Genomic DNA, 26,293 nt, shown 5'->3' on the forward strand with positions numbered 1-26,293 from the left:
TAACGGTCGGCGATGGGTAGGTTGCTGGACCTGGGAAAGAGGGACGGGGCCGGAAGACCGGCCGGTCGCGAACGGCTCATTCTGTAACGAGCTCTTAGTGGGATCGGTAGTCCAGCAGCGCCAAACGACTCACGCCTCACTTCGGCCAGTGATGCCTTGACCAGTGGAACGGGCCGCCACCCTGACATCAGCGTTTGACATCAACCGCCACGCACACCAGTACATGGCGACGGATCGACCCGGTCCGCATCCCTGGATTGACGATGCCGAATGGCTGGTGGCCGCCGTGCGCGCGCAGCGTGGACACGCCTACGGATCAGAAGGTTGCAGGTTCGAATCCTGCCGAGTGCACGCAGGTTGAAGGCCCCGGAGAGATCCGGGGCCTTCGGCGTTTCAGGGGCGTACGCAACGAACAGGCTGACAGCGGCACATCAGGGCAGCGATCGCTGTGAGCGCGCTCAGGGGCACGGGTGCGGCTTCGCTGTGGCCGTGCGGAGCTGGATGCTCAGCTGGGCGCCCAGTTCCCGGAAGCCCAGGGCGGCCGCGACCCGGCGCGAGGCGAGGAGCCGGGCACGCCATTGCGGGAGCAGTCCGGTGGCGAGCGCGTGGGCCACGGCTGCCGACGCCGGCACCCGGGCGAGGCCGCGGCCCCGCCACGCCGGGTGGGTCAGCACGCTGAGATGGGCGGCCCGGCCCGGCCAGGACTGATACCCGGCAGCGGCGATCACCGGACCCGTACCGCCCGCGCGGACCACGAAGGCCGGCGAGGTGATGTCCTCCAGGGCGGCCTCGTCGGTGTCGTCCGCACCCGCGGCCTCCTCCAGGCGTCGTAGATCGGAGCGGCCGCCCGGAAGTCGCTGCACCGGCGAGGCGCCCGCGGCGGCCGGGCGGAACAGGTCCGGGGAGGTGTAGGACAGCGTTGCGGGTCCGAGTACCCGGGCCACGGGCAGGGCCGCGCGCACCGCGTCGGCGTCGGTGAGCGCATCCGGCGGCAGCGTCGCCAGTCCGTCCCGGACCAGGGCTGCCGCGCGCTTCGTCGGGGCGGTCACGACGGCCGCACCGCCCAGGCGCACGACACCGATCCAGCCGGCCGGGCACAGGCTCGAGGTGGGCGAGGTGACGACACTGACGCCTCCGGCCGGCGGGAACGACACGGGAGCTGCCGCCAGGACCTCCCACAGCGCGCGGGCTCCGGCCTGCAGAGGATCTGACGTCATGGGCGGATCCTGCCAGTTCCACGTCCTCTGCGCCGCCGGTGAGGGGAAAGTGAGAGGACGGTGGAGGTGGCGCCTGCCCGGTGCGTCACGGTGACTCGGTTTTGTCGCGCACCCATGGGGGGGGGTCGATGCGGCGGACCACGGCGGCCGCGAGCGTCGTCACCGTACTCGTGCCGCTTCTCCTGGCCGGCGCTTCCACGGCGTCGGCCACAGCCGGTGGATCACTGACCGTCAGGACACCGGACCGGAGCGGCAAGCCGGTCCACGCCCAGGTCGCGGTCTGCAACACGAAGAGCGACGACTTCCGCTACGTCGAGGACAACAAGAAGGCGCCGCTGCCGAACGGCAGTCACGAGCTCGCCACGTCCTTCGTCGGCGGCAACGAGGACGTCGTCCTCGGCGGCCACAGCGTGCAGGTCTCCGGGGCCACGACGACCACGTTCGACGGCCGGACGGGGCGTGCGGTCGAGGTGTCGCTCAGTCCGAACCCGGGCAGCGGATACGACCACGGGGTCAGCGCGGCCGTCTGCGCCACCGGCAACGGCATCTGTTCAGTAGCGCCGCATGGCGGAAATCGTTCGATCGGGCGTGCTGTGTCGAGTGGTTGCACGAACGCTCGGACGGATGTTGCCGCGGGTGCGGCCGATCGGTGGACTTCGCGGACCGCGGCAGTGCGGCGTGCTGTCCACACCGCCGCGCATCAACGCCCACACACGTTGTGTCGGGCAACCAGGACGACTCGTTTTCCTCAACGCGAAGCATCACACCGCACTGCGGGTGACGACGGTGGAGCCGCGTGACGCATCGCGGTCGGACGCCGAGGTGAGGCCCCTGCCCGATCCCGCCGTCACCGCCGATGACCTCCCAAAACACCACAGCCGCGCCCTGCACACCGAATTTTTTGCCTATCAGGAAAGTTCAATAACGAACTAATTACTTTCCGTACTTTCGCGGCAACCGCACAGGTCCTTCACCGGTCACCCACGCGCAAACACCGCAGAAACCCGTGGGGAGCACCATGAGCCAGCAGCAGTACCCCCAGCCCCAGCAGCCCGGCAGCAACGGCCTGGCCACCACCGCACTCGTCCTCGGCATCATCGCCGTCGTGGTCAGCCTCATCCCTGTCCTCAACGTCGTCGTCTGGCCGCTCGCGATCCTTGGCATCATCTTCGGCGCCATCGGCCTCTCCAAGGCGGGCAAGGTCCGCAAGGGCAAGGGCGCCGGCATCACCGGCCTCGTCACGTCGGCCGTAGCGATCATCATGTTCTTCGCCATGAACGCCCTGTTCTTCTCCGCCGTCGACAAGGCCAGCAAGGAGCTCGACAAGTCGTACGACTCCACCACCGTCGGCGCCGGCAAGTCCAAGACCGGCGGCGCCAAGGAGTCCAAGGTCATGAAGGACTTCAAGGTCACCAAGTGCGACGTGGTCACCGGCGACTTCGGCATCAAGGAGATGGCCATCCACGTCGACTACGCCAACAACGGCGACCGCCGATACTCGTACTTCGTAGAGGGCGAGGTCCTGGCCGACGGCAAGAAGGTCAACGACTTCATGTCAACCGCCGAGAACCTCGCCCCGGGCCAGAAGTTCACTGACAAGAACGCTGGTGCGCTGGTGAACGCGGACGAGATCAAGGACGCCAAGAAGCTCGAGTGCAAGACCATCAAAGCGTCCCGAACTGACTTCTGATCGCTGACGTCGCACGACGCCGACCACCATCTGCAGGCCTCGCCGCGCACCCCGCAGCGGCGGGGCTCGCTGCATCATGGAGACCATGGAGCCGCAGCGGCACGGGCGCCGGCCGGACTGAAGCGGGGCGGAGACATGAGCGCAGGCCCGGCCGAGGGCCGGGCCGCGCGCGGGGAGCGGAGCGAGTCTCAATGACGGAGTCAAGCCGCTTGCGTGGCAGGCGGGGATAGACACGCAGACAGAAACAGATCAGGCAGGTGCTGCATCCAGTGCCTGCCTGATCTGCTGTTTCGGCTGTCGGGGTGGCGGGATTCGAACCCACGACCTCTTCGTCGGTTACGAACGCCCCAGGTAGCCGCACCGTCGGGTGTCTGCGCACTGAACAGATCAGTGCGCAGATCCTCGATTCCAGCTGCGCAGAGAAGAGTTCAGTGCCCAGGTCAAAGCCTTGGGCGCTGAACTGTTTCCTCTCGTCCGACAGGCTTCTCCGGGACCTACGGTTACCTGTCATGGACTGGACTACGCCCGTGAGCACGCTGATCGGTGGGCTGGTCGGGGTGGGATCGACGCTGCTGGCCGAGAGCGTGCGGTCCCGACGCGATCGGGGACACCAACTGCACCAGCTCAGACGGCAGCTGTACGCGCGCTATCTCGAAGCGCTCACCGGCACGGACAGCGAGCTGCAGCTGCTTGCCGTCCGGCGGCGGGCCCCGGTGGACGGGGCCGACCTCCGCGCCGCGTGGCGCGGTCACTCCCTGCTCGCCCTGAACTACGAGATCGCGCTGGTGGCCCCATCGCCGGTCGCCGCCGCGGCCGAGACGGCGTACCGGGCGCTGCGCGAGGTACGGAACCTCATGGGCACGACCGTGGTCACCGTCAGCGGTTCCGGCCCGGAGGGAGGCGACCCCGACCCCGGGGCAGCCGCGTGGCAGGGCGTCCACCGGCCGTACGCCGACGCGTTGGCGGCGCTGCGCACGGCCATGCGCGCGGACGTGGGGAGCGGCCAGGGACATTGACCGGACACCGGTGGCCCGGGCCGGGGCGCCGGGAACGGGCGGAGCCGGGGCTCGGGAAGGGCCGGACCGGGCGACGGCCTCCCCCGTCTCCTGCCCACCGGCCTCAGCACTCCTCCTCCGGGTCGTTCCGGTTCAGCTTCTCCAGGTACTCGTGGGCCAGCGCCGTGGCCCGGGTGAACCAGTCGGTGATGATCGCCAGTTCCTCGGGCGAGTAGTCGGAGAACAGGGCCGTCATGCGTTCGTAGTGGCCCGCGTAGACGGCCTCGACGCGGGTCACCGCGGCCGGTACGGCGGCCACCCGGACCCGGCGGCGGTCCTTCGGGTCGGGACGGCGGGTGACGTAACCGGCGCGTTCGAGGCGGTTGAGGATGCCGGTCACCGCGCCCGTGGTGACGTGCGCGCGGGCCGCGAGGTCGCCGGCCGTCAGCAGGTCGTCGCCGGCCTCCAGGACGAAGGCGAAGCAGGTCAGGTCCGTGACGTTCAGCCCCAGCCGCCGGGCCAGCTCCTGCTGTCCGATCAGGTGGGCGGCGATGAGGTGGTCCATCGACGACAGCGCCTGGGCCGGGGTGGCGGGCGGTCGCGGCGTGCCGTGCATCTTTCAGAATCCCTTAGCTCGTGAGATATTCGGATCGATGAACTTCTTAGTTCGTGAGGGAATGCCCTCCGTGGAGGTGGCGGTATGAGTCTGTACGACGAGGGCCACACGATCGCCGGTTGGACCGGCTTCGGCATCGCGACCGTGGGTGGCGCCGTGGTGGGCCTGGGGGTGTGCACCTCCTCGCCGGCGGCGGCCGCGGGTGGGCTCGCCGTCGTCGCCGTGAGCGTCCTGGTGACGTGGGCCCTGCATCTGTCCGGCTGGGGCAAGCCACCGGGGGTACGGCCTCGGGGGCAGTGGGGCATGCGGGTCCGGGACGCGCGGGCGCGGGAGGGACATCCCGGGTGCGTCGGCTGTCGGCTGGCGGGGCGTGGGCGGCGGACGGTGGCCGCCTCGGCCGCGGCGGCCCCGTCGCTGCCGGAGGTGCTTCCCGGGGAGCCTGTCCCTGTGTCGCCCGTCGACTGAACGCGCGCCTGCCGCGTGCAGCCCCGCCCGGACGCCGTTGTCGGACCCACCGCCTACCCTCGCGGGTGATGGCTCAGGTATGGACATGTTCCGGGCTCCGCTGGTCGTCGGACGGGCCCGTGCTGGTGTGGGGCGGCGGGCGGCGCAGTGTGCTGCCCTGGGGGAAGCGGGTCGCGTTCGCCGTGCCGGAAGGGGGACGGCGGACGTGTGTGGGGGCGCGCGGGCATGCCTGTCCCGCGCGGGCGGCCGTGCCGGGGCGGAGTACGGGGGCCCGGTGCGAGGAGTGCGCGCGGCTGGACCGGGCGCACTCGGTGGCCGCGGACACGATCGCCGACGATCCGCGGCCGTACCGGGTGTACCTGGCGTGGTTCGGACCGGGGATGACCAAGGTCGGCATCACCGCCGTGGAGCGGGGATCGGCGCGGCTGCTCGAACAGGGCGCCGTCTGTTTCAGCTGGCTGGGCACCGGTCCGCTGATGGCCGCCCGCCGCACGGAAGAACTGCTGCGGGCGGCGCTGCGGGTGCCGGACCGGATCCCGTACGCCGGGAAGCGGGCGGTGCGGTCCGCCCTGCCGACGGCCGCAGACGAACGGGCGGCGGAAGTACGGGAGTTGTATGCCCGTGCCCGTGCGCTCGCGCAGTGGCCGGAGTCGTTGCGGCCGGAGGACTGCCACGTCGTCGATCACATGCGCGTCTTCGGGCTCGCCGGGGCACCGGCCGCTCGCGGTGAGGTGCTGGAGCTCGTGCCGGGCGGTGCCGTGAGCGGGGAGCTGGCCGCGGCGGCCGGACCCGATCTTCACCTGGTGGTGGAGGGGCGCGGGATCGTCGTTCTCGACACCCGGCTGATGACCGGGTGGGAGCTGGTGCCGGCGGGCGGCGGGGCCGCGGAAGTCGTTCTGCCGGTGCGGGAGTTCAGGAGGGAGCAGGACGGCCTGTTCTGAGGGGGGCGGGTAAAGAATTGGATCCCGTACGGATCCCTTCGGGCAAGGTCCATGGACGTCGGTTGGCCCCACCGCCGACGGTGGTGCCATGAGTGATCACACGCACAGTCCTGTCACACCCACTCCCGAACCGCCGTACTACGCCGTCGTGTTCACCTCCCTGCGCACCGGTGACGACGCCGACGGATACGGCCACACCGCCGAGCACCTCTCCCGGCTCGTGCGGGACGTCCCCGGCTTCCTCGGCGAGGACTCCGCCCACACTCCGGGCGGGCTCGCCATCAGCGTCGCCTACTTCCGGGACCTCGACGGCATCGAGCGGTGGCGGCGGCATCCCGAACATCTCGCGGCCAAGCGGCGGGGGCGCGAGCGGTGGTACGAGCGCTACGTGATCCACATCGCCCGGGTCGAGCACACGCACGCCTTCGCCCGTGCCTGAGCGGCCGTGAGAAGTCCCAGGAGTTCCCTGAGAGATGCCTGTGCGTTTCTCAGGGAAATCACAGAATGGGGAAAGCATCCTCTCAGAGGCCCCGGCCAAGGTGTCCACCATGACCACGACCTCGCCCCAGGGGCGCACCGAACTGCTGAGGCCGGACGGGAGCCCCGTCCGAGTGCTTGTGGTGGACGACGAGCTGTCGATCACGGAACTGCTGAGCATGGCCCTTCGTTACGAGGGCTGGCAGATCAGGAGTGCGGGAGACGGGCAGGGGGCCGTCCAGACGGCCCGCGAGTTCCGGCCCGACGCCGTCGTGCTCGACATGATGCTGCCCGACATGGACGGGCTGGCCGTCCTCGGGCGGCTGCGCCGCGAGCTGCCCGATGTGCCCGTCCTCTTCCTGACCGCCAAGGACGCGGTCGAGGACCGTATCGCCGGGCTCACCGCCGGCGGCGACGACTACGTCACCAAGCCGTTCAGCCTGGAGGAGGTCGTCGCCCGGCTGCGCGGGCTCATCCGCCGCTCGGGCGCCGCCGACCGGCGGTCGGACTCCGTGCTCGTCGTGGGCGACCTGACCCTGGACGAGGACAGCCACGAGGTGTCGCGGGACGGCGACTCCATCCACCTCACCGCCACCGAGTTCGAGCTGCTGCGCTTCCTCATGCGCAACCCGCGGCGCGTGCTCAGCAAGGCGCAGATCCTGGACCGTGTGTGGTCGTACGACTTCGGTGGGCAGGCCAATGTCGTGGAGCTGTACATCTCCTACCTGCGCAGGAAGATCGACGCGGGCCGCGAGCCGATGATCCACACCCGGCGGGGGGCGGGTTACCTGATCAAGCCCGCGGTGTCATGAGCCGGCGACGACGGCCGGGTCCGCGAAAGCGCCGACGGGCGGGACGGCCGCGCACCCTGCGGACCCGGCTCGTCGTCGCGTCGGTGGCGCTGATCGCGGTGGTGTGCGCGGTGATCGGCACGGTGACGACGCTGGCGCTGCGCTCGTATCTGTACGGCCAGCTGAACGGCCAGCTGAACGAGATCGCCTCGCGCGCGTCCGGCTCCTTCGGGCCGCCCGGCCGGCAGCCCGGTGGTGGCGTCATGCCCGACGGACAGAGGATCAAGCCGCACCGGACGGGCCTCGGCGATTTCGTCACCAAGGGCGGCCCACAGCCCTCGGGCACCATCGCGGCCAAGGTCGAGAAGGGTGTCATCACCGACGCCAAACGCGGCGAGAAGTCCACGAGCGACTTCTCGATGACCCCGAAGCCGCTGACCGAGGCGCAGCTCGCCGCTCTGGGAGCCGTGCCGCAGCAGAACGGGGGACAGTACACCGTCGGCGTACCGGGGTTGGGTGATTACCGGGTCGAGTACCGGACCGGTGACAACGGTTCCTTCTACGTCGCTGTTCCGACCTCGTCGGTCGACGGCACCATCACCACACTCATCCTCGTCGAGATCAGTGTCACCGCCGCCGGTCTGATCGCCGCCACCCTCGCGGGGACCGTCATCGTCGGCGTTGCCACCCGCCCCCTGCGCAAGGTCGCCGCCACCGCCACCCGCGTCTCCGAACTCCCCCTGCACACCGGCGAGGTGAACCTCAGCGAGCGGGTCCCGGAGTCGGAGTGCGACCCGCACAGCGAGGTCGGCCAGGTCGGTGCCGCGCTCAACCGCATGCTCAACCACGTGCACGGCGCTCTCCACGCCCGGCAGCAGAGCGAGACGCGAGTACGGCAGTTCGTGGCCGACGCCAGCCACGAGCTGCGCACCCCCCTCGCCTCCATCCGCGGGTACGCCGAGCTGACCCGGCGCGGACGCGAACAGGTCGGGCCGGACACCCGGCACGCGCTCGGGCGGATCGAGTCCGAGGCCGGCCGGATGACCCTCCTCGTCGAGGATCTGCTGCTGCTCGCCCGGCTCGACGCGGGCCGGCCGCTGCAGTTCGAGCAGACCGATCTCATCCCGCTCGTCGTGGACACCGTGAGCGACTCCCGCGCGGCCGGCATGGACCACAACTGGCGGCTCGACCTGCCCGACGAGCCCGCCCTCGTCTCCGCCGACGCGGCCCGCGTCCAGCAGGTGCTGGTCAACCTGCTGGGCAACGCCCGCAAGCACACCCCGCCCGGTACGACCGTCACCGCGCGCGTGCAGCGGCGCGGGCCCTGGATGTGCGTCGACGTCGAGGACAACGGGCAGGGGATCCCCGCCGAGCTGCTGCCGCACGTCTTCGAGCGCTTCGCACGCGGGGACTCCGCCCGCTCGCGGTCCACCGGGTCGACCGGACTCGGGCTCGCCATCGTGCAGGCCGTGGCCACCGCGCACGGCGGAGCCGTGACCGTCGACAGCGTCCCCGGGCGGACCGTGTTCACCGTGCACCTGCCCGCGCTCGCCCCGGCCGTCCCGCAGCCGGCCCCGGAGACGAACTGGGCAGCGCACTCACAGGCACAGCACAGCACCACCACATCGGTGCGACAGGGCGCCTGACGAGAGTCGGTCCCATGCGAACCGACTCTTCTCCCGGCACCCTGCCGGCGCGGGAGCACCTCCCGGCCGCGGACGCCGGTACGCCTGTCCTGGACGTAGTGGTCCCCGTCTACAACGAGGAGAAGGACCTCCAGCCGTGCGTCCGCAGACTGCACGAGCACCTCACCCGCACCTTCCCGTACGCCTTCCGGATCACGATCGCGGACAACGCGTCCACGGACACCACGCCGTCGGTGGCGGCGCGACTGGAGGCGGAGATCCCCGAGGTCACCAACTTCCGGCTGGAGCAGAAGGGGCGCGGACGCGCCCTGCGGACCGTGTGGTCCGCTTCCGAGGCGCCGATCCTCGCCTACATGGACGTCGATCTGTCCACCGACCTCAACGCCCTGCTGCCGCTGGTGGCACCGCTGATCTCCGGTCACTCGGACCTCGCGATCGGCTCCCGGCTCGCCCGCACCTCCCGGGTCGTACGCGGCCCCAAGCGGGAGTTCATCAGCCGGGCCTACAACCTGATCCTGCGCGGCTCGCTCCAGGCCCGCTTCTCCGACGCGCAGTGCGGCTTCAAGGCAGTCCGGCGCGATGTGGCGCAGGTGCTGCTGCCCCTGGTGGAGGACACCGGCTGGTTCTTCGACACCGAGATGCTGGTGCTGGCCGAGCGGGCCGGGCTCAGGATCCACGAGGTGCCGGTGGACTGGGTCGACGACCCCGACTCCACGGTGCACATCGTGCGGACGGCCACCGACGACCTCAGGGGCGTGTGGCGGGTCGGCAGGGCGCTGACCACCGGTTCGCTGCCGCTGGACCGGCTGACCCGGCCCTTCGGGGACGACCCGCGCGACCGGCAACTGACCGACGTGCCCAAGGGACTGGCCCGCCAGGTCGTCGGCTTCTGTGCGGTGGGCGCCCTGTCGACCCTGTTCTACCTCCTGCTGTACAGCCTCTTCCGGCAGTTCTCCGGCCCGCAGATCGCCAACGCGCTCGCCCTGCTGGTCTCCGCGGTCGCCAACACGGCCGCCAACCGCCGGCTCACCTTCGGGGTGCGCGGCCGGAGCGGCGCCGTACGCCACCAGGCGCAGGGCCTGGTCGTCTTCGGTATCGGCCTCGCTCTGACCAGCGGCTCCCTGGCCGCCCTGAACGCGGCCGGCGCCGGCCCGGCGCACTCCACCGAACTGGCGGTGCTGATCGCCGCCAACCTCGCGGCGACCGTGCTGCGGTTCCTGCTCTTCCGGGCCTGGGTCTTCCCGGACCGTGGGGAGACCACCCCGTCCACGGTGGTCGCCGCGCACGACCCGTCCCCGCCGGCCTACCGCACGACGGCCCCCGGGGCCCCGTACGCACCGCTGCCCCAGCGGCCGGTGCCGCACCGGCAGCCCTACGACCCGTACCCCACGACCACCCAGGTCCGCGCCGGTGAAGCCGCGGACGGCAGCTGGAGGGACGCCACCATGCGACTGCAGCCGGTGCGCCCTCACGACACCGACCCGGGGGACCCCCGATGACCATCCACCAGGAGAGCGCCTCGACCGTGTGGGGCCCGCCCCCGTCAGCTCCCCCCAGAGAGGGCGAGGCCGGTGAACCCCGGCAGCCGTTCGCCCGGAGACTGTGGCGCGGCCGGCCCGAGGACCCCCGCTGGGTCCGCCCGGCCCTCCTCGGCCTGCTGGCCGCCACTGTCGTCCTCTACCTCTGGGACCTCAGCGCCTCCGGCTACGCCAACTCCTTCTACTCGGCGGCCGTCCAGGCGGGCAGCAGGTCCTGGAAGGCGTTCTTCTTCGGCTCGCTGGACGCGGGCAACGCCATCACCGTCGACAAGCCCTCGGCCTTCCTGTGGCCGATGGAGCTGTCGGTGCGCGTCTTCGGCCTGAACGCGTGGGCGATCCTCACCCCCGAAGTCCTCATGGGTGTCGGCACGGTGGCGGTCGTGTACGCGGGCGTGCGACGCCGGTTCAGCCCGGCGGCCGGTCTGATCGCGGGCGCGGTGCTCGCGCTCACCCCCGTCGCCGCGCTGATGTTCCGGTTCAACAACCCGGACGCCATGCTGGCCCTGCTGATGGCACTGGCCTGCTACTTCGTCGTACGGGCCGTGGAGGACGGCCGGACGAGGTGGCTGGTGTGGGCCGGCACCGCGATCGGCTTCGCGTTCCTCGCCAAGACGCTGCAGGCGTTCCTGATCCTGCCGCCGCTGGCCCTCGTCTACGCGGTCTGCGGTCCGGTGAAGCTGCGCAAGCGCCTGGTCCAGCTGGGCCTCGCGACGGTCGCCCTGGTCGTCTCCGGCGGCTGGTGGGTGGCGATCGTCGAGCTGTGGCCTGCCTCTTCCCGCCCCTACATCGGCGGTTCGCAGACCAACAGCTTCCTCGAACTGACCTTCGGCTACAACGGCCTCGGCCGTATCAGCGGCGACGAGACCGGCAGCGTCGGCGGCGGTGGCGGCGGCAACGGGTCCGGCCGCTGGGGCGAGACCGGCTGGGACCGGATGTTCGGCTCCGAGATCGGCAGCCAGATCTCCTGGCTGCTCCCGGCCGCGCTGATCCTGCTGGTCGCGGGCCTGGTGGTCACCAGGAAGCTGAAGCGGACGTCGGTCACCCGTGCGTCGTTCCTGGTGTGGGGCGGCTCGCTGCTGATGACCCTCGTGGTGTTCAGCTACATGGCGGGCATCTTCCACCAGTACTACACGGTGGCGCTCGCGCCGTACCTGGCGGCCGTCGTCGGCATGGGTGCCGGGCTGCTGTGGGAGAGGCGGAAGGAGACCTGGGCGTCGATCGCCCTGGCCGCGTCCGTGGTGGCCGCGGCGGCCTGGGGTTACGTCCTGCTCGACCGCACCCCGGCCTATCTGCCCTGGCTGAAGTGGCTGGTGCTGATCGGCGGTCTGGCGGCGGCGCTGGGTCTGATCTTCGCCGGCCGGATCTCCCGGCGGGCGGCGCTGGGGGCGGCGGCGGTGGGCCTGGTGGTCGCGCTCGCCGGTCCGACGGCGTACACGCTGAGCACCGTGGACTCCGCCCACACCGGCTCCATCCCGACGGCCGGTCCGGCGGGCGCGAGCATGATGGGCTTCGGCGGCGGCCGTCCGGGCGGCGGCCTGCGGGGTGGCTTCGGCGGTGGGACGCCGGGTCAGCAGGGCCGGCCGAACGGCCAGGGGCAGCAGGGCCAGGGTCTGCCGGGCGGGCAGAACGGCAACGGTTTCCCGGGTGGCGGCGGCTTCCCCGGTGGCGGTGTGCCGGGCCGGAACCAGCAGCAGGGCAACGGCACCACGCAGGGCCCGGGCCAGGGCCGGAACGGCAACGGCTTCCCCGGCGGCGGCCGGATGGGCGAGGGCGGCATGGGCGGCGGCGTCGGCGGCCTGCTGAACGGCGCGGACGTGTCCTCCGCAGCCAAGAAGCTGCTGGAGACGGACGCCTCGGAGTACACCTGGGCCGCCGCGTCCATCGGCTCGCAGAACGCGGCCGGCTACCAGCTCGCCACCGGTGAACCGGTGATGGCGATCGGCGGCTTCAACGGAACCGACCCCTCCCCGACGCCGGCGCAGTTCAAGAAGTACGTGGCGGAGGGCAAGGTCCACTACTTCATCGCGGGCGGCGGGTTCGGCGGGGGCGGCGGCAACAGCGGTACGTCCTCCGAGATCAGCTCGTGGGTGCAGAGCACCTTCGAGAAGGTCACGGCCGGTTCGGCCACCTTCTACGACCTGACGCGGAAGAAGTAGGCGACCGGCCGAAAAAGGTGTCGTACACCGCATAGGAGCTCCTATGCGGTGTACGACATGTCCGTGTCCCCAGGTTCCCCCGGTCGCCTCCGGCGCCGGCTGATCCTCGGAGTCGTCTGTCTCGCGCAGCTCACCGTGCTGCTCGACAACACCGTGCTGAACGTGGCCGTCCCGTCGCGCGGTCGCCGACCCGGCGATGGCGCACGCCGTCATGAGCGCGATTCCTCCCGAGAGGACGGGGGCGGGGGCCGGAATCAACGGCACCCTTGCCGAATTCGGGAACGGGCTTGGTGTTGCCGTCCTAGGAGCTGTGCTCAGCTCATCTGTGGCGGCGGGGGAGTCGTTGTCCGCGGGGCTGGGGACCGGGCAGCTGGTGGGGGCGTCCGCGGTGCCGGCGGGGGGATTCGTCGCAGCGGGGCTGCTCCGGCGGGCGGAGCGGGTGAGCGCCTGAGAGCCCGGGGGGTATGGGTAGGGGGCGGCTAGGTTGGGGCAGTGAGCGGACTGGAGAAAGGTGCGTCGGTGGCGAAGGAAGCGGGTCGTTCGGCGCGGGCCAGCGTCTGGCTGGGGGGCGGGTCCCGCCGTGGCAGTCGTAACGGTCAGCCCTCCGGGCTGGACCGGGAGCGGATCACGAGCGTGTCCGTACGGCTTCTCGACGCCGAAGGTCTCGCCAAGTTCTCCATGCGGCGGCTGGCCGCCGAGCTGAGTGTCACCGCGATGTCCCTGTACTGGTACGTCGACACCAAGGACGACCTGCTCGAACTCGCCCTGGACGCCGCCATGGGCGAGCTGCCGCTGCCCGATCCGGACGCCGAGGGGGAGGACTGGCGCGGGCAGTTGCGGGGGCTGGCCACCGAGTACCGGGCGTTGCTGGTGCGCCACCCCTGGCTGTCGCCGCTGGCGGGGCGCTACCTCAACATCGGTCCGAACTCGCTGGCCTTCTCCCGTGCGGTCCAGCGGGTGGTGCGCAGGGCGGGGCTGCCCGTGCACGGGGTGACGGGGGCGATCTCGGCCGTCTTCCAGTTCGTGTACGGCTTCGGCACGATCGAGGCGCACTTCTCCGCCCGGATCGCGGACACCGGGCTGAGCGCCGACGAGTATCACCGGCAGGCCATGGCCATGGTGGCCGAGGCCCCGGAGACCGCCGAGGTCATCGAGGAGTCGAAGGACATCATGGCGGCCCGTGGCGGCGACACGGTCGCCGAGATGCTCGACCGGGACTTCACCTTCGCCCTGGACCTGCTGATCGCCGGCATCGAGGCGATGGTCGACCGCGGCTGAGGCCTACTCCTCGCCCGCCACCAGCCGCGCCGGGAATCCGCCGGTGGCGACCGGGCCCCAGCGTTGCGGGGTCACCCGGATGATGGACTTGCCCTGCTTGAGCATCGCCTGGCGGTACTCGTCCCAGTCGGGGTGTTCACCGGCGATGGTGCGGAAGTACTCGACCAGGGGCTCCACGGAGTCGGGGGCGTCGATGACCTCCGCCGCGCCGTCGATCTGCACCCAGGGGCCGTCCCAGTCGTCGCTGAGGACGAGCAGGCTGACCCGCGGGTCCCGCTTGGCGTTGCGGGTCTTGGCACGCTCGGGGTAGGTCGAGACCACGATCCGGCCCGAGTCGTCGACCCCGCAGGTCAGCGGGGAGGCCTGCGGCCCGCCGTCGGTGCGGCGGGTGATCAGCAAGGCCCGGTGGCGGGGGCGTACGAAGTCCAGCAGCTCGTCCAGCGATACACGGGTGTTCGTCGCGATGTTCGGTGCCATGGGGGCAGCCTAGGGGCAGCGCCCGCCCCTGTGGCTGACCCTGCTGTGCCTAGGCCTGGGGCAGCGAGTCGCCCTGCACCGCCTGGATGTCCAGCTCGACCCTCAGCGTCGTGCCGATCGCGGCGATACCGGCCTGCAGCACCTGGTTGTAGTTCATCGCGAAGTCCTCGCGGTGCAGTTCCGCGGTGGCGCGGAACGCGGCCCGGGTGCCGCCCCACGGGTCGGCGCCGGTGCCGAGGTAGGCGAGGTCCAGGTCCACCGGCCGGACGACCCCGTGCATGGACAGCTCGCCGTGGACCGTCCAGCGGTCCGAACCCGCGGCCGTCACCCCCGTGGAGCGGTACGTGATCTCCGGGTGCTGCTCGACGTCGAGGAAGTCGGCCGAGCGCAGATGCGTGTCGCGCATGCCGTTGCCGGTGTCGATGGACGCCGACCTGATCACCGCCTCCACGCGGGACTTGGCGACGTCGTCGGGCGCGATCTCGATCGTGCCGCCGAACTCCGTGAACCGGCCGTGCACGCTGGAGATACCCAGGTGCTGGGCGACGGCGGCGACGGAGGAGTGCACCGGGTCGATCGTCCACGGGCCGGGCGGCGGCAGCTCGGTGCCGCCCTGCCGGGCCAGCGTCACCGTGCCCACCTCGGCCCGGCCGCTCGCGGTGACGATCGCGCTGGACGCGGCGGGCGCGTACCCGACGGCCGTCACGATCACGGTGTACGCCCCCGGCGTCAGCTCGGTGGCATCCCGTACGGCCCCCTCGGCGTCCGCCTCGGCGCGCAGCACCTGCGTGCCGGTCATGTCGGTCACCGTGACGACCGCGTGCGACACGGCCCACCCGTCCCGCGTACGGATCTTCGCGGTCAGTCCCATCCCGTTTTCTCCCTGAAAAGCCTACAAATCGGTCTCATGGAACCGGCCCGTGGCGCGCACCGCCACCTCCGGGGAGCGGCGCGCGCCACGGGCCGTGGTCGAACTACTCGCCGGGGTGGGCGAGTTCGATGTCGTGGCCGTCGGCACCGGTACCGGAGACGGTCAGCGCGGTGGCCACCGGCGGGTAGCCCGTCGCGATGACGGTGTACTCGCCGCTGTCCAGGTCGGTGAAGGCGTACGCGCCGTCCGTACCGGTGGTGGCGGTGCCGACCACGTTGCCGGCCTGGTCCACCAGGGTCACCCGGGCGTCGGCGAGCGGGCCGTGCGGAGCCTTGACCACACCCTGCAGCCGGGCGCCGGCGTCCAGGTCGACCTCGAGGCGGGTGATGCCGGTGGCGCCGACCTCGACCGGCAGCGCCCGCGGCCGGAACCCGCTCGCGTTGACGGCGACGGTCATCGAGCCCGGCACCAGGTCGGTGAAGGCGAACTCGCCCTGCTCGCCGGTGGCCGCGGTGGCCAGCAGGTCACCGCGCACATCGGTGACGATCACCATGGCGTCCTTGACCGGCAGCGCGCTCCCGGCGGCCCGGACCACACCGGTCAGCCCGCTGGTGCCGCTGAGCAGGATGTCGTACGACAGCGGCTCCTCGCCCACCACGACGGTGGAGGCCTGCGGCTGGTAGCCGTCGGCGGAGGCGATCAGCACGTAGCTGCCGGTGCCCGGGGCGGCCAGGGCGTAGGAGCCGTCCGCCTGGGCGACCGAGCGGCCCAGCTGGCGGCCACCGAGCGAGATCAGCGTCACCGCGGCCTGCGGCACCGGGGCGCTCTCGGCGCCGCGGACGAAGCCGTGCACCGGGGTGCCGCCGCCCGCGCCCGTCGAGGGCTCGGCGAGCGTGGCCACGGCGGTCGCCACCGGCGCCGCGGCGCCGGCCGCCGCCGGGCCGGAGGTGTCCGACACGACGGGCTGGGCCCAGCTGGGCACGTTCTGCTGTGCGGGTTCCTGCACGACGTTCTCCACGGTCGTCTCGAGGGACGCGGCGGCCTCCGTGACCGCCCCGGCCTTGTCCTGCGCGGCCTGGGCCAGCGCGCCGGAGGTCCGCAGCGGGACCTCCTTGATGAACAGCACCGTGAGGAACGCGATCAGCGCGAACGGGGCCGCGTAGAGGAAGACGTCCGCGATGCCGTGGCCGTAAGCGCCCTCCAGCCAGTCGCGCACCGGCTTGGGCAGCGCGTTCATGTCCGGCAGGTCGCCGCCGCCCATGGCCTTGGCCGCGGCCAGCCGCGCCTTCGGGCTGAGGTCGGTGATGGAGTCCTTGGCGTAGTGCGTGATCCGCTCCGACATCACCGAGCCGAGCACGCCGACGCCGACCGCACCGCCGAGGGAGCGGAAGAAGCTGACCGTGGAGGAGGCGGCGCCGAGGTCCTTGGGGGTGACCTGGTTCTGCGTGGACAGGACCAGGTTCTGCATCATCATGCCGACGCCGATGCCCAGGAGCGCCATGTAGATCGACAGCTGCCAGTAGGGGGTGTCGTAGCGCATCAGGCCGAGCAGGGCCAGACCGGCCGTGAGGAACAGCCCGCCGGCGACCAGCCAGCCCTTCCAGCGGCCGGTGTTGGTGATGAACCGGCCCGAGACCATGGACGCGACGAACAGGCCGCCGATCATCGGGATGGTCATGACGCCGGACATCGTCGGGGACTTGTCGCGGGCCAGCTGGAAGTACTGCGAGAAGAAGACGGTGCCCGCGTACATGCCGACGCCGACGAACAGCGAGGCCAGCGAGGCCAGCGAGATCGTGCGGTTGCGGAACAGGCGCAGCGGGATGATCGGCTCGGAGGCCCTGGTCTCGGTGAACACGAACAGCAGCGCGAGCACGATCGTGCCGCCCACCATCGTGTACGTCTGCCAGGACAGCCAGTCGTACTTGTCGTTGGCGAAGGTCACCCAGACCAGCAGCAGCGAGGCGGCGGCGGTGATGAAGAAGGCGCCGGTCCAGTCGACCTTGACCTTCCGCTTGGCGACCGGCAGGTGCAGGGTCTTCTGCAGCACGACCAGCGCGATCAGCGCGAAGGGGATGCCGACGTACAGGCAGTAGCGCCAGCCGAGCCAGGAGGTGTCGGTGATGACACCGCCGAGCAGCGGGCCGCCGACGGTGGCGACGGCGAAGGTGGCACCGGTGTAGCCGGAGTACCGGCCGCGTTCCCGCGGGGAGATCATCGCGGCCATGATGACCTGCACCAGGGCGGACAGACCGCCGGCGCCGAGGCCCTGGATGACACGCGCGCTGATCAGCATCGCCGGGTTCTGCGCGAGACCCGCGACGACCGAGCCGATGATGTAGATGACCAGGGATATCTGGACGAGGGCCTTCTTGCTCACCAGGTCGGCGAGCTTGCCCCACAGCGGCACGGAGGCCGTCAGGGCGAGCAGCGCCGCGGTGACGACCCAGGTGTAGGCGGACTGGCCGCCGCCGAGATCCTTGATGATCGTCGGCAGGGCGTTGGTGACGATGGTGGAGGACAGGATGGCGGCGAACAGGCCCAGCAGCAGGCCGGAGAGCGCCTCCATGATCTGCCGGTGCGTCATCGGGGCCTCGCTCGCCGAGGAACCTCCCCCGTGCTTGGCGTGAGCCCGCACACCGGCTGGTGTGGTCGTTGCCATGGGCTTCCTTTTCTTACGTGCTTGCGGGTGTACGGGTGGGCTGTGCGACGACGGGAGTGGTCTGCTCGGCCACCGGGGCCGGGAGCCGGATGGGGGCGGAGCGGCAGTCGCCGAAGGACGCGCGCAGGCGCGTCATCAGCCGGATGAGCTGGCCGACCTCGTCGTCGGTCCAGTCGGCGAGCCGCTCGGCCAGCAGGTGCGTGGTGCGCCGGGACAGCTCGTCGCACTGCTCCAGGCCCGCGGGCGTCAGGCGCAGGATGCGCGAGCGCTTGTCCGCCGGGTCCGGGTGCCGCTCGATCCAGCCGCGTGCGGCCACGTGTGCGACATGCCTGCTGGTCACCGACATGTCGACGGCGAGCAGCTCGGCGAGCTTGCTCATGCGCATGTCGCCGTGTCGGCTGAGCAGGGTCAGCACGGCGGCCGAGCCGGCCGGGCAGTCGGGGGGCAGGATGCGCCCCATGTCCCGCTTCACGGCTCCGACGGCACTGAGCTGACGCGCCAGCTCTTCGAACTGCGCCTGCTCGGCCATCACACCTCCCGTAATCGTTGCTTGGGGCAACCATAAGCCCGGTTGGTTGCTGCAGGCAAACAAGTAGGGGGGTGCGGCTGTAAAAACTTGGCAAAGGCAAGTATTGCGAGCGTAAACATCGAGGTGAGGCGGGGTGGGGTGCCCCCCTCTGTCCCGATGGCCCCCCACTTGGGCCGCCGGGCCCGTCTTCGCTAAGGTCTCGGGCCATGGCTAACACCCAGGGCCCCCAGGGCAATTACGACCCCGCCGGCAGCACCCAGATGTTCCGCGCGTTCGTCGACGAGGCCCCGCAGGGCCGGCAGCAGCAGGCGGCGGCCGCCTCCTCGGGCCCCCGCATCGGCCTGATCGTCGGCATCGTCGTGGCCGTCGCCGTGATCGCGGGCGTCGCCTGGCTCGCGATGTAGCAGGACTTACCGGGCCCGCTCAGGCAGGCCTACTCCCACCGGACGGACATGTCCCGCGTCTCGATGTGCATCCCGAGCGGCACCCGCCAGGCGTCGACGCACACCGTCCAGGTGGGCTTCTCGTGTGCTCCCGGGCCGATCGGCGCCGGGAGCTCCACGGTCGACTCGACCGTCCCCCAGTCGATCCCGAGCGCGCCGATGATGTGCGTGCCGAACGTCACCGAGCCCGAACGCACGGCCGTGCCGCCGGAGTTGTGGAAGGCGACGGTCACCTTCTGGCACCACCGCCGGTCCGCCTCGGCCGTCGCCGGGCCCTCCCAGGAGAGGTCGGCCGGGGAAGGGCTCGCGGTACGGCTCGGAGCCGGGCCGGAAGGGCCGGGCGCCGGTGTCGTACGACCGCCCCCGCCGCCGCCCGGGCCGGGACTGCCCGGGGTGGCACCTCCGCCGGGGGTGCCGGAGCCGCCGTCCGCGCCCGGGGCGCCCGAGCCGCCGCCCGCGCCCGGGGTGACCGAATCGTCCGGCGCCGCCTTCTTCGCGGTACCCGGCCGGCCCGAAGCGCCGGTACGGCCCGAACCCCGCGTGCCGTTGGAAGAGTTGGCCCCGCCCTCACCGTTCGCCCCGTCGAGCGGCACGAACGTCACCGCCCCGGTCGGTGCGGCGGCGCCCGGATTGCCCCGTGGGGAGCCCGCGCCGACGGCGACATAGCCGCCGCCCGGGCCGCCGCCCCCGCACGCGGCCAGCACCCCGCCCAGACAGACGACGGCCGCCGACGCTGCCGTAACGGCGCCTCGGCGGCCACGCGTCCATGTCGTCCATGTCGCCCGGGTCGTCCCGGGTGTGCGTGCGCTGCGGTCCGGCCCTGTCGCTCGCGGCATCGGGCCAGTGTGACTGACGGTTCGTCAGAAAAGAAGCGTCAGTCGGAGATCAGTCCCTCGCGCAGCTGGGCCAGGGTCCGGGTGAGCAGCCGGGAGACGTGCATCTGCGAGATGCCGACCTCCTCGCCGATCTGCGACTGGGTCATGTTGGCGAAGAAGCGCAGCATGATGATCCGCCGCTCCCGGGGCGGGAGTTTGGCCAGCAGCGGCTTGAGGGACTCCCGGTACTCCACGCCCTCGAGCGCGGTGTCCTCGTAGCCGAGCCGGTCGGCCAGGGAGCCCTCGCCGCCGTCGTCCTCGGGGGCGGGGGAGTCGAGCGAGGAGGCGGTGTAGGCGTTGCCGACCGCGAGGCCGTCGACCACGTCCTCCTCGGAGACACCGAGCACCGCGGCCAGCTCGGTCACCGTCGGGGACCGGTCCAGCTTCTGGGACAGCTCGTCGCTGGCCTTGGTGAGGGCCAGGCGCAGCTCCTGCAGGCGGCGCGGGACGCGCACCGACCAGGAGGTGTCCCGGAAGAAGCGCTTGATCTCGCCCACGACCGTCGGCATCGCGAACGTCGGGAACTCCACGCCCCGTTCGCAGTCGAAGCGGTCGATCGCCTTGATCAGGCCGATGGTGCCGACCTGGACGATGTCCTCCATCGGCTCGTTGCGCGAGCGGAAGCGGGCCGCCGCGTAGCGGACCAGCGGGAGGTTCAGCTCGATCAGGGTGTCCCGGACGTAGGCGCGCTCGGGACTGTTCTCGTCGAGTGCGGCGAGCCGCAGGAACAGGGAGCGGGACAGGGTGCGGGTGTCGATGTCCCCGGCGGCCGGCAGGGCCGGGGCGGCCTCCGCGTCGGGGACGGCCGGGGCCGGCACGGCGTCGAGGGCCGTGACGCCCCCGATGCCGTCGAGGACGTCGAGAGCGTCGAGCTCCTTGGGTGCTGCCTCGCTCTTCGTGGGCGTCAGCACCTTCGAGCTGCCCTGTTCTGCGGACATGCCACCCCCTTTGGGTCGCGGGACGGTCGGGGCGGCGCCGTCTTTCGAGCAACGCAGCCTTCACCTGAATACCGGCGCCGGGGCCCCGGCAAACGCGCTTCCCGCAGAATGTCACATGTCGGCAACACGCTGTAGTGACATGTCGACATGCAAGATGCGAATCGGCCCTGGAAACAAGGGGTCTGACGGTTATTCGAGGGGAAACTGTCGGAAACAGCGCAGGTGAGCGATTCGCTCGCGGCGGTTAGCGCTCGATCGAGTTTGCGATGCAGTGGCGTTCGGTTCGTGTGCTTCCGTGCGCCCGCTATGCATCAGTCGAACACCCGCTGTGCATCGGCCGGAGTGCGCTATGCGTCGATGCGATTGGCGGACCGCAGCCGCTGGAAGCTACGCGCGAGTAGCCGGGAGACATGCATCTGGGAGACGCCGAGTTCCGCGCTGATCTGGGACTGGGTGAGATTGCTGTAGTAGCGCAGCAGAAGGATTCTCTGTTCCCGCTCGGGGAGTTGGACGAGCAGATGGCGGACCAGGTCGCGGTGTTCCACGCCGTCCAGGGCCGGGTCCTCGTAGCCGATCCGGTCCAGCAGGCCGGGCAGCCCGTCGCCCTCCTGCGCGGCTTCGAGCGAGGTGGCGTGGTACGACCGCCCCGCCTCGATGCAGGAGAGCACCTCCTCCTCGCTGATCCGCAGCCGCTCGGCGATCTCGGAGGTGGACGGCGAGCGGCCGTAGAGCGTGGTCAGGTCCTCGGTGGCGCTGTTGACCTGCACCCACAGCTCGTGCAGCCGGCGCGGGACGTGGACCGTGCGGACGTTGTCCCGGAAGTAGCGCTTGATCTCGCCGACCACGGTCGGCATCGCGAAGGTCGGGAACTGCACGCCCCGCTCCGGGTCGAAGCGGTCGATGGCGTTGATCAGGCCGATCGTGCCGACCTGGATCACGTCCTCCATGGGTTCGTTGCGGGAGCGGAAGCGGGCGGCGGCGTAGCGCACGAGCGGGAGGTTCGCCTCGATCAGCGCTCCCCGTACCCGGTTGTGCTCCGGCGTGCCGGGGGTCAGCTCCTTCAGCTCGGCGAACAGTACCTGGGTGAGGGCTCGGGTGTCGGCGCCACGCCGTTTCTCGGGGGTCTCGGGGGCGGGAGGGGGTGCCTCCTCCTGGGGTGGCGCAGTACTGGCCGACACGGTCAACGCCACCTCTTCATCGCTCAATCATCCGTCAAAAGCGGTCATAGCATCACAAGACATGTGCACTGTGTGCAAGCACCTCATAACGCCGTGTTGTGGTCAAACATCGACAAGTTGGGGCGTAAAGGCGCACGAAAGCCCCCCGCCGATCCGGCGGGGGGCTCCCGGGGTGATGCTCTAGAACTCGTAGTCGGCGATCACCCACGTGGCGAACTCGCGCCACAGCGCGACGCCCGTCTGGTGGGCCGGGTGTTCCAGGTAGCGCTTGAGGGCGTCGGTGTCCTCGACCGCCGAGTTGATCGCGAAGTCGTACGCGATCGGCCGGTCGCTGATGTTCCAGCCGCACTCCCAGAAGCGCAGTTCCTCGATCTGCCCGCCGAGCGCGCGGAAGGCTTCCACGCCCGCCACGACCCGCGGATCGTCGCGCTCGACGCCCTCGTTGAGCCTGAAGAGGACCAGGTGGCGGATCATGGGGTGTACCTCAGCTCTTTCCTCCGTGGGCGACCCAGGTCATGAAGTCGCCGATGGCCTTGGCCGCGTCCGAAATGCCTTCGAAGCCTATCTGCACGTAGTCGGCGGCCTTCGCCGGGTCTGTGATGATCACGTACAGCGCGAAGACCACGAGCGCGTACACGGCGATCTTCTTCGCGTTCACCGCCACCGCGGCCTCCCCTGTCCCGTGCCCCGTGGGCCCCTGCTGCCGGCGGCGAGTGTAACCGTCGCGCCCTTTTCGGGGATCAACGGCCCGCCGACCGAGGTCCTTTGCCGGGCTGGTACGACCGCGGGCCGTGCCATCCCCCGGAAAGCGGCGCGCACTTGCGGTTCTCTTCCCGTGCGTCCCCTCCTCGGGACGCACGAAGGGCCCCGTCTTTCGACGAGGCCCTCGCACAAGCGGTAGCGGAGGGATTTGAACCCTCGGTGACTTGCGCCACACTCGCTTTCGAGGCGAGCTCCTTCGGCCGCTCGGACACGCTACCGAGGGAGACCCTACAGCAAGGTGGGGCAAGGTTTGAAATCGGTATTCACCGGTCCCGGAAGAAATCGGTGAGAAGCCGGGCGCACTCCGCCGCGAGTACGCCCTCGACGACCTCCGGGCGGTGATTGAGCCGCCGGTCGCGCACCACGTCCCACAGGGAGCCCGCCGCGCCCGCCTTGTCGTCCCGTGCTCCGTAGACCACCCGGTCGACCCGGGACTGCACGAGGGCGCCGGCACACATCGTGCACGGCTCCAGGGTGACCACCAGCGTGCAGCCGGTCAGCCGCCACTCCCCGAGCCGGGCCGCCGCCCGCCGGATCGCGAGCACCTCCGCGTGGGCCGTGGGGTCGCCGGTGGCCTCGCGCTCGTTGTGCCCGGCGCCGAGCACCGTCGTACCGTCCGGGGACAGCACGACGGCCCCTACGGGGACGTCCCCGCCCCGGACGGCCGCTTCGGCCTCGCCCAGGGCGAGCCGCATCGCGGCCCGCCAGCGGTCGCGTACCGGGTCCGGTGTGCCCGCCGTGGTGCCGGGGAGCCGCGCCGCGGTCAGCGGACGGTCTCCAGCACCTCCGAGGCGCCCAGGGCCTCGGCGATCGAGCTCAGCGCCTCATCGGCGTCCAGGATGCGCAGCTCCTTCTCGCTGATGCCCAGGTCGTCCAGGATCGCGCCGTCGCCCACCGGGCTGTGCGGCACCGCGTCGGCGGCGGCGCCGCCCTCGTCCTCGTCGTCGTCCTCCGACTCACCGTCCTCCGTGCCGTCGAGGTCCAGCGAGTCCAGGTCGGGGCCGTCGTCGGCACCGGGCTCCCGGCCCAGCAGCTCGTCCGTGAGCAGCAGCTCACCGTAGGCGCTGCGCTGGGCGGCGGCCGCGTCCGAGACGTAGATGCGAGGGTCGTCCTCGCCGTCCACGCGGACGACGCCGAACCAGGCGTCCTCCTGCTCGATCAGGACGAGCACCGTGTCCTCTTCGGGAGAGGCTTCCCGGGCCAGGTCGGCCAGATCCGACAGGGTCTCCACATCGTCGAGCTCTGTGTCGCTCGCTTCCCACCCGTCTTCGGTGCGCGCGAGCAGTGCGGCGAAGTACACCGTGACTCTCCCACTGGTCATAGGCGTGCCGGTTGGGGGTCCCCCCGGCGGAGGTACATCGGCGGGAAGAGCTCGGTCTCCGAGCCCCGCCCACTCGGAATCGTGGCAGAAACAAGGCTTTCAGGGGACGTCTTCGGCTCCCTGTGTGTTGAGCGTTCGTTGCCGCCACCTGCGGATCGTACGCGGCTTTTCCGCGCGCTCACGCACGCCCACCGCCCAAACGCCGGTGCGTGCGCGGATCTTCCTCACCCGGAACGTGTCTGCAGTGCCGTGCTCACGGGGGTCCTCCCTACCAGCGGAACGTCCGCATGCGCAGCGCGTGGCGCAGCCGGGCGGCCTTGGCGCGTCGCGGCTGTACCCGGGCGCGGAGGGCGCGTGCCTCGGCGAGGTCGCGCAGGAACTGGGCGCGGCGGCGGCGCCGCTCGGTGTCCGTCTCCGGCGGCTCGGGGTCGACCGTCTCGGAATCGCCCGCCGCGTCCGACGGGTCAGGCAGGTCAGCCATGTCACCACCACCCCAGGTCCGTCCCTCCCACTTTCCCTCGTACGGCGGGTCCGATGCCAGGGCCGACGGAGTGCGGGGCGCGGGTACCGTTAGGGACATGCGTCTCCATGTCGTCGACCACCCCCTGGTCGCTCACAAGCTCACCACGCTGCGCGACCAGCGCACCGACTCCGCCACCTTCCGCCGTCTCGCCGACGAGCTGGTCACCCTGCTCGCCTACGAGGCCACGCGGGACGTGCGCACCGAGGCCGTCGACATCCGGACGCCCGTCGCACAGACCACCGGCGTCAAGCTGGCCCGCCCCCGCCCGCTCGTGGTGCCGATCCTGCGGGCCGGCCTCGGCATGCTGGACGGGATGGTGCGGCTGCTGCCGACGGCCGAGGTGGGCTTCCTCGGCATGATCCGCAACGAGGAGACGCTGCAGGCCTCCACCTACGCCTCGCGGATGCCGGAGGACCTCTCGGGCCGCCAGGTGTACGTCCTGGACCCGATGCTGGCCACGGGCGGCACGCTGGTCGCGGCGATCCAGGAGCTGATCAAGCGGGGCGCCGACGACGTCACCGCGGTGGTCCTTCTCGCGGCTCCCGAGGGCGTCGAGCTGATGGAGCGGGAGCTGGCGGGGACGCCGGTCACCGTCGTCACGGCGGCCGTGGACGACCACCTCAACGAGCACGGGTACATCGTGCCGGGGCTGGGCGACGCGGGGGACCGGCTCTACGGGGCGGCCGAGTAGTTCTCCGCGCCTACGGGATGCGGCTCCGGCACCGTTCGCGGGCGCGGCTGCGTGGGGGCCTCTTCCGCCCACGCGGCGGAGCCGCACATCGATCCTGCGTCCCTTGCGGGGGCGCTGTTCAGCAGCCCTTCTTCGTGGATGCCGTCGGCTCGGGGGCCGTCAGGGCCGATCGTGCCTGCTCCGCCACCGCGGGGGCGGCCAGGCCCTTGAAGGCGTCGCCGATGACGAAGTCCACGGCGGCGTCCTTGCGGCCGGCTTCGGCACGCTGCTCGGCGCCTGAGATCTCCGTGGCGAGCACCGCCAGCGAGGTGTTCCGGGCGTCGGCGGGACCGAGGAGCAGCCCGGTGCCCTTGACCTTCTTGTCGAACTCCTTGCTCGCGTTCCCCACGGAGCCGATCTTGAAGCCGCGCTTCTTCAGCTGGTCCGCGGTGTCCTTCGCGAGCCCGGTGCGGGCGGTGGCGTTGTAGACGTTCACGGTGATCCGGCCGGGCTCGGGCAGGGCCTTCACCCGGGCGGCGGGCGCGGCCTCGGTGCGGCAGTGGGTCCTGGTGCCGGCCGTGGTGTGCTTCTTGTCGCCGCCCGCGAAGACGTCGACGAGCTGCAGGCTGCCCCACCCGACCAGACCGAGCACGGCGACGGACGCCACCACCACGGCCACGAGCCTGCGGCGACGCCGGGGCGGGCGCATGCGAGGGTACTTGTCCCCCGTGATCCGGTACTTGCCGCCCATGCCCGGGGGAGTCAGCATGCTCATGGGCGCAGCGTAGTGTGCCTGAGCGGCGATGCCTATTAGATGATCAGTAGATGCCGCTCAGCGGAACCCGAAAGGGTCAAGGGACCGACCGTCGTGCCCGCGCGGGATCAGTCGAGTTCGAGCACGCGCGCGTGCAGCACCTGCCGCTGCTGGAGGGCGGCGCGGACCGCGCGGTGGAGGCCGTCCTCCAGGTACAGGTCGCCCTGCCACTTCACGACGTGTGCGAAGAGGTCGCCGTAGAAGGTCGAATCCTCCGCCAGCAGGGTCTCGAGGTCGAGCTGCTGCTTGGTCGTCACGAGCTGATCGAGGCGGACCGGGCGCGGCGCGACGTCCGCCCACTGCCGGGTGCTTTCCCGGCCGTGGTCGGGGTACGGCCGGCCGTTTCCGATGCGCTTGAAGATCACACGGAAAGCCTACCGGCCAAGACGTTCCGGGCGCAGCCATGGCGGCGGAGTGCAA

The 26,293-nt window shown here is 71.1% G+C and carries 29 protein-coding genes, 1 tRNA gene and 1 pseudogene; 14 read left to right on the forward strand and 17 right to left on the reverse strand.

Annotation, left to right across the window (positions count from 1 at the left end):
* Positions 1 to 458: 458 nt before the first annotated feature.
* Positions 459 to 1,217 (reverse strand): GNAT family N-acetyltransferase, encoded by a 759-nt coding sequence (locus ACIHEJ_RS36650; protein WP_400142029.1) that lies wholly within the window; start codon positions 1,215 to 1,217, stop codon positions 459 to 461.
* A gap of 128 nt (positions 1,218 to 1,345) precedes the next feature.
* Between ACIHEJ_RS36650 and ACIHEJ_RS36655 the strand changes: the two genes are divergently transcribed.
* The 3 genes from ACIHEJ_RS36655 (at position 1,346) to ACIHEJ_RS36665 (ending at position 3,923) form a co-directional block, all read left to right on the forward strand.
* A complete protein-coding gene (locus ACIHEJ_RS36655; RefSeq protein ID WP_400142031.1) occupies positions 1,346 to 2,017 on the forward strand; it encodes a hypothetical protein in 672 nt (223 codons plus the stop codon).
* A gap of 218 nt (positions 2,018 to 2,235) precedes the next feature.
* On the forward strand, positions 2,236 to 2,907 hold the full coding sequence (locus ACIHEJ_RS36660) for a DUF4190 domain-containing protein (protein ID WP_400142032.1): 672 nt from the start codon (positions 2,236 to 2,238) through the stop codon (positions 2,905 to 2,907).
* A 527-nt stretch (positions 2,908 to 3,434) separates the two neighbouring features.
* A complete protein-coding gene (locus ACIHEJ_RS36665; protein WP_400142034.1) occupies positions 3,435 to 3,923 on the forward strand; it encodes a hypothetical protein in 489 nt (162 codons plus the stop codon).
* A 103-nt stretch (positions 3,924 to 4,026) separates the two neighbouring features.
* On the opposite strand, the gene ACIHEJ_RS36670 is transcribed toward ACIHEJ_RS36665, so the two are convergent.
* Complete coding sequence (locus ACIHEJ_RS36670) at positions 4,027 to 4,518, reverse strand: MarR family transcriptional regulator (protein ID WP_400142036.1); 492 nt, start codon at positions 4,516 to 4,518, stop codon at positions 4,027 to 4,029.
* An 84-nt stretch (positions 4,519 to 4,602) separates the two neighbouring features.
* Between ACIHEJ_RS36670 and ACIHEJ_RS36675 the strand changes: the two genes are divergently transcribed.
* The 9 genes and pseudogenes from ACIHEJ_RS36675 to ACIHEJ_RS36715 all read left to right on the forward strand — a co-directional run bounded on the left by ACIHEJ_RS36675 (position 4,603) and on the right by ACIHEJ_RS36715 (position 13,810).
* Positions 4,603 to 4,983: an HGxxPAAW family protein gene (locus ACIHEJ_RS36675; protein ID WP_400142038.1), complete on the forward strand. Its 381-nt coding sequence runs from the start codon at positions 4,603 to 4,605 to the stop codon at positions 4,981 to 4,983.
* Between the two features lie 68 nt (positions 4,984 to 5,051).
* The gene (locus ACIHEJ_RS36680; RefSeq protein WP_400142040.1) at positions 5,052 to 5,924 is read left to right on the forward strand and encodes a DUF2797 domain-containing protein; all 873 of its coding nucleotides are present in this window, start codon (positions 5,052 to 5,054) and stop codon (positions 5,922 to 5,924) included.
* An 88-nt stretch (positions 5,925 to 6,012) separates the two neighbouring features.
* Positions 6,013 to 6,363: an antibiotic biosynthesis monooxygenase family protein gene (locus tag ACIHEJ_RS36685; RefSeq protein ID WP_400142042.1), complete on the forward strand. Its 351-nt coding sequence runs from the start codon at positions 6,013 to 6,015 to the stop codon at positions 6,361 to 6,363.
* A gap of 109 nt (positions 6,364 to 6,472) precedes the next feature.
* Positions 6,473 to 7,213 carry a response regulator transcription factor gene (locus ACIHEJ_RS36690; RefSeq protein WP_400142044.1) on the forward strand — a complete coding sequence of 247 codons (741 nt, stop codon included), beginning with the start codon at positions 6,473 to 6,475 and terminating at the stop codon, positions 7,211 to 7,213.
* Complete coding sequence (locus ACIHEJ_RS36695; protein WP_400142046.1) at positions 7,210 to 8,838, forward strand: ATP-binding protein; 1,629 nt, start codon at positions 7,210 to 7,212, stop codon at positions 8,836 to 8,838. Before ACIHEJ_RS36690 ends, ACIHEJ_RS36695 begins: the two co-directional genes overlap by 4 nt.
* 14 nt (positions 8,839 to 8,852) lie before the next feature.
* On the forward strand, positions 8,853 to 10,337 hold the full coding sequence (locus tag ACIHEJ_RS36700) for a glycosyltransferase (protein ID WP_400142048.1): 1,485 nt from the start codon (positions 8,853 to 8,855) through the stop codon (positions 10,335 to 10,337).
* Complete coding sequence (locus tag ACIHEJ_RS36705) at positions 10,334 to 12,532, forward strand: ArnT family glycosyltransferase (protein WP_400142050.1); 2,199 nt, start codon at positions 10,334 to 10,336, stop codon at positions 12,530 to 12,532. Before ACIHEJ_RS36700 ends, ACIHEJ_RS36705 begins: the two co-directional genes overlap by 4 nt.
* Positions 12,533 to 12,710: 178 nt before the next feature.
* Positions 12,711 to 12,983 (forward strand): annotated as a pseudogene (locus ACIHEJ_RS36710) (MFS transporter); the annotation flags it as partial.
* Positions 12,984 to 13,051: 68 nt separating this feature from the next.
* Positions 13,052 to 13,810 carry a TetR/AcrR family transcriptional regulator gene (locus ACIHEJ_RS36715; RefSeq protein ID WP_400142051.1) on the forward strand — a complete coding sequence of 253 codons (759 nt, stop codon included), beginning with the start codon at positions 13,052 to 13,054 and terminating at the stop codon, positions 13,808 to 13,810.
* 3 nt (positions 13,811 to 13,813) lie between these two features.
* Here the strand turns inward: ACIHEJ_RS36715 and ACIHEJ_RS36720 are convergent, their stop codons facing one another.
* From ACIHEJ_RS36720 to ACIHEJ_RS36735, 4 genes are all read right to left on the reverse strand, one after another.
* The gene (locus ACIHEJ_RS36720; protein WP_400142053.1) at positions 13,814 to 14,287 is read right to left on the reverse strand and encodes a PPOX class F420-dependent oxidoreductase; all 474 of its coding nucleotides are present in this window, start codon (positions 14,285 to 14,287) and stop codon (positions 13,814 to 13,816) included.
* A 49-nt stretch (positions 14,288 to 14,336) separates the two neighbouring features.
* Positions 14,337 to 15,158: a YceI family protein gene (locus tag ACIHEJ_RS36725; protein ID WP_400142055.1), complete on the reverse strand. Its 822-nt coding sequence runs from the start codon at positions 15,156 to 15,158 to the stop codon at positions 14,337 to 14,339.
* A gap of 103 nt (positions 15,159 to 15,261) precedes the next feature.
* On the reverse strand, positions 15,262 to 17,820 hold the full coding sequence (locus ACIHEJ_RS36730) for an MFS transporter (protein ID WP_400142057.1): 2,559 nt from the start codon (positions 17,818 to 17,820) through the stop codon (positions 15,262 to 15,264).
* 13 nt (positions 17,821 to 17,833) lie between these two features.
* A complete protein-coding gene (locus ACIHEJ_RS36735; RefSeq protein ID WP_400142058.1) occupies positions 17,834 to 18,349 on the reverse strand; it encodes a MarR family winged helix-turn-helix transcriptional regulator in 516 nt (171 codons plus the stop codon).
* A 206-nt stretch (positions 18,350 to 18,555) separates the two neighbouring features.
* Here ACIHEJ_RS36735 and ACIHEJ_RS36740 point away from each other — a divergent pair, with 206 nt between their 5' ends.
* Positions 18,556 to 18,753, forward strand: a complete 198-nt coding sequence (locus ACIHEJ_RS36740; protein ID WP_400142060.1) for a hypothetical protein — start codon at positions 18,556 to 18,558, stop codon at positions 18,751 to 18,753.
* Between the two features lie 29 nt (positions 18,754 to 18,782).
* Here the strand turns inward: ACIHEJ_RS36740 and ACIHEJ_RS36745 are convergent, their stop codons facing one another.
* From ACIHEJ_RS36745 to ACIHEJ_RS36785, 9 genes are all read right to left on the reverse strand, one after another.
* Positions 18,783 to 19,628: a hypothetical protein gene (locus ACIHEJ_RS36745; RefSeq protein ID WP_400142062.1), complete on the reverse strand. Its 846-nt coding sequence runs from the start codon at positions 19,626 to 19,628 to the stop codon at positions 18,783 to 18,785.
* Between the two features lie 38 nt (positions 19,629 to 19,666).
* Positions 19,667 to 20,605: an RNA polymerase sigma factor SigF gene (locus tag ACIHEJ_RS36750; RefSeq protein ID WP_400142064.1), complete on the reverse strand. Its 939-nt coding sequence runs from the start codon at positions 20,603 to 20,605 to the stop codon at positions 19,667 to 19,669.
* A gap of 347 nt (positions 20,606 to 20,952) precedes the next feature.
* Positions 20,953 to 21,789, reverse strand: coding sequence for an RNA polymerase sigma factor SigF (locus ACIHEJ_RS36755; protein WP_400142217.1), 837 nt, complete (start codon positions 21,787 to 21,789; stop codon positions 20,953 to 20,955).
* 174 nt (positions 21,790 to 21,963) lie between these two features.
* The gene (locus tag ACIHEJ_RS36760) at positions 21,964 to 22,257 is read right to left on the reverse strand and encodes a Dabb family protein (protein WP_400142066.1); all 294 of its coding nucleotides are present in this window, start codon (positions 22,255 to 22,257) and stop codon (positions 21,964 to 21,966) included.
* A gap of 10 nt (positions 22,258 to 22,267) precedes the next feature.
* On the reverse strand, positions 22,268 to 22,447 hold the full coding sequence (locus tag ACIHEJ_RS36765) for a hypothetical protein (protein WP_366016427.1): 180 nt from the start codon (positions 22,445 to 22,447) through the stop codon (positions 22,268 to 22,270).
* A gap of 231 nt (positions 22,448 to 22,678) precedes the next feature.
* Positions 22,679 to 22,763 (reverse strand) — tRNA-Ser (locus ACIHEJ_RS36770).
* A 45-nt stretch (positions 22,764 to 22,808) separates the two neighbouring features.
* Positions 22,809 to 23,240, reverse strand: coding sequence for a tRNA adenosine(34) deaminase TadA (tadA, locus tag ACIHEJ_RS36775; RefSeq protein WP_400142068.1), 432 nt, complete (start codon positions 23,238 to 23,240; stop codon positions 22,809 to 22,811).
* 68 nt (positions 23,241 to 23,308) lie between these two features.
* Complete coding sequence (locus tag ACIHEJ_RS36780) at positions 23,309 to 23,845, reverse strand: hypothetical protein (protein WP_400142219.1); 537 nt, start codon at positions 23,843 to 23,845, stop codon at positions 23,309 to 23,311.
* 289 nt (positions 23,846 to 24,134) lie between these two features.
* Positions 24,135 to 24,347 carry a hypothetical protein gene (locus ACIHEJ_RS36785; protein WP_400142070.1) on the reverse strand — a complete coding sequence of 71 codons (213 nt, stop codon included), beginning with the start codon at positions 24,345 to 24,347 and terminating at the stop codon, positions 24,135 to 24,137.
* A gap of 97 nt (positions 24,348 to 24,444) precedes the next feature.
* On the opposite strand from ACIHEJ_RS36785, the gene upp reads away from it, so the two are divergent.
* Entirely contained in the window at positions 24,445 to 25,080 is a 636-nt protein-coding gene (gene upp / locus ACIHEJ_RS36790) for a uracil phosphoribosyltransferase (RefSeq protein WP_228624343.1), read from the forward strand.
* Positions 25,081 to 25,198: 118 nt separating this feature from the next.
* On the opposite strand, the gene ACIHEJ_RS36795 is transcribed toward upp, so the two are convergent.
* Positions 25,199 to 25,834: a LytR C-terminal domain-containing protein gene (locus ACIHEJ_RS36795; protein ID WP_400142072.1), complete on the reverse strand. Its 636-nt coding sequence runs from the start codon at positions 25,832 to 25,834 to the stop codon at positions 25,199 to 25,201.
* A 107-nt stretch (positions 25,835 to 25,941) separates the two neighbouring features.
* On the reverse strand, positions 25,942 to 26,238 hold the full coding sequence (locus ACIHEJ_RS36800; protein ID WP_004943146.1) for a type II toxin-antitoxin system VapB family antitoxin: 297 nt from the start codon (positions 26,236 to 26,238) through the stop codon (positions 25,942 to 25,944).
* Positions 26,239 to 26,293 lie beyond the last annotated feature (55 nt).

The organism is Streptomyces sp. NPDC052301 (genome assembly GCF_044593395.1).
Taxonomy (GTDB): Bacteria; Actinomycetota; Actinomycetes; order Streptomycetales; family Streptomycetaceae; genus Streptomyces.

Bases quoted from the DNA above. Each gene is read 5' to 3' on its own strand.
- ACIHEJ_RS36650 (WP_400142029.1), bottom strand. From the start codon at position 1,217: ATGACGTCAGATCCTCTGCAGGCCGGAGCCCGCGCGCTGTGGGAGGTC.
- ACIHEJ_RS36655 (WP_400142031.1), top strand. From the start codon at position 1,346: ATGCGGCGGACCACGGCGGCCGCGAGCGTCGTCACCGTACTCGTGCCG.
- ACIHEJ_RS36660 (WP_400142032.1), top strand. From the start codon at position 2,236: ATGAGCCAGCAGCAGTACCCCCAGCCCCAGCAGCCCGGCAGCAACGGC.
- ACIHEJ_RS36670 (WP_400142036.1), bottom strand. From the start codon at position 4,518: ATGCACGGCACGCCGCGACCGCCCGCCACCCCGGCCCAGGCGCTGTCG.
- ACIHEJ_RS36675 (WP_400142038.1), top strand. From the start codon at position 4,603: ATGAGTCTGTACGACGAGGGCCACACGATCGCCGGTTGGACCGGCTTC.
- ACIHEJ_RS36680 (WP_400142040.1), top strand. From the start codon at position 5,052: ATGGCTCAGGTATGGACATGTTCCGGGCTCCGCTGGTCGTCGGACGGG.
- ACIHEJ_RS36685 (WP_400142042.1), top strand. From the start codon at position 6,013: ATGAGTGATCACACGCACAGTCCTGTCACACCCACTCCCGAACCGCCG.
- ACIHEJ_RS36690 (WP_400142044.1), top strand. From the start codon at position 6,473: ATGACCACGACCTCGCCCCAGGGGCGCACCGAACTGCTGAGGCCGGAC.
- ACIHEJ_RS36695 (WP_400142046.1), top strand. From the start codon at position 7,210: ATGAGCCGGCGACGACGGCCGGGTCCGCGAAAGCGCCGACGGGCGGGA.
- ACIHEJ_RS36700 (WP_400142048.1), top strand. From the start codon at position 8,853: ATGCGAACCGACTCTTCTCCCGGCACCCTGCCGGCGCGGGAGCACCTC.
- ACIHEJ_RS36705 (WP_400142050.1), top strand. From the start codon at position 10,334: ATGACCATCCACCAGGAGAGCGCCTCGACCGTGTGGGGCCCGCCCCCG.
- ACIHEJ_RS36720 (WP_400142053.1), bottom strand. From the start codon at position 14,287: ATGGCACCGAACATCGCGACGAACACCCGTGTATCGCTGGACGAGCTG.
- ACIHEJ_RS36725 (WP_400142055.1), bottom strand. From the start codon at position 15,158: ATGGGACTGACCGCGAAGATCCGTACGCGGGACGGGTGGGCCGTGTCG.
- ACIHEJ_RS36730 (WP_400142057.1), bottom strand. From the start codon at position 17,820: ATGGCAACGACCACACCAGCCGGTGTGCGGGCTCACGCCAAGCACGGG.
- ACIHEJ_RS36735 (WP_400142058.1), bottom strand. From the start codon at position 18,349: ATGGCCGAGCAGGCGCAGTTCGAAGAGCTGGCGCGTCAGCTCAGTGCC.
- ACIHEJ_RS36740 (WP_400142060.1), top strand. From the start codon at position 18,556: ATGGCTAACACCCAGGGCCCCCAGGGCAATTACGACCCCGCCGGCAGC.
- ACIHEJ_RS36745 (WP_400142062.1), bottom strand. From the start codon at position 19,628: ATGCCGCGAGCGACAGGGCCGGACCGCAGCGCACGCACACCCGGGACG.
- ACIHEJ_RS36750 (WP_400142064.1), bottom strand. From the start codon at position 20,605: ATGTCCGCAGAACAGGGCAGCTCGAAGGTGCTGACGCCCACGAAGAGC.
- ACIHEJ_RS36760 (WP_400142066.1), bottom strand. From the start codon at position 22,257: ATGATCCGCCACCTGGTCCTCTTCAGGCTCAACGAGGGCGTCGAGCGC.
- tadA (WP_400142068.1), bottom strand. From the start codon at position 23,240: ATGCGGCTCGCCCTGGGCGAGGCCGAAGCGGCCGTCCGGGGCGGGGAC.
- ACIHEJ_RS36785 (WP_400142070.1), bottom strand. From the start codon at position 24,347: ATGGCTGACCTGCCTGACCCGTCGGACGCGGCGGGCGATTCCGAGACG.
- upp (WP_228624343.1), top strand. From the start codon at position 24,445: ATGCGTCTCCATGTCGTCGACCACCCCCTGGTCGCTCACAAGCTCACC.
- ACIHEJ_RS36795 (WP_400142072.1), bottom strand. From the start codon at position 25,834: ATGAGCATGCTGACTCCCCCGGGCATGGGCGGCAAGTACCGGATCACG.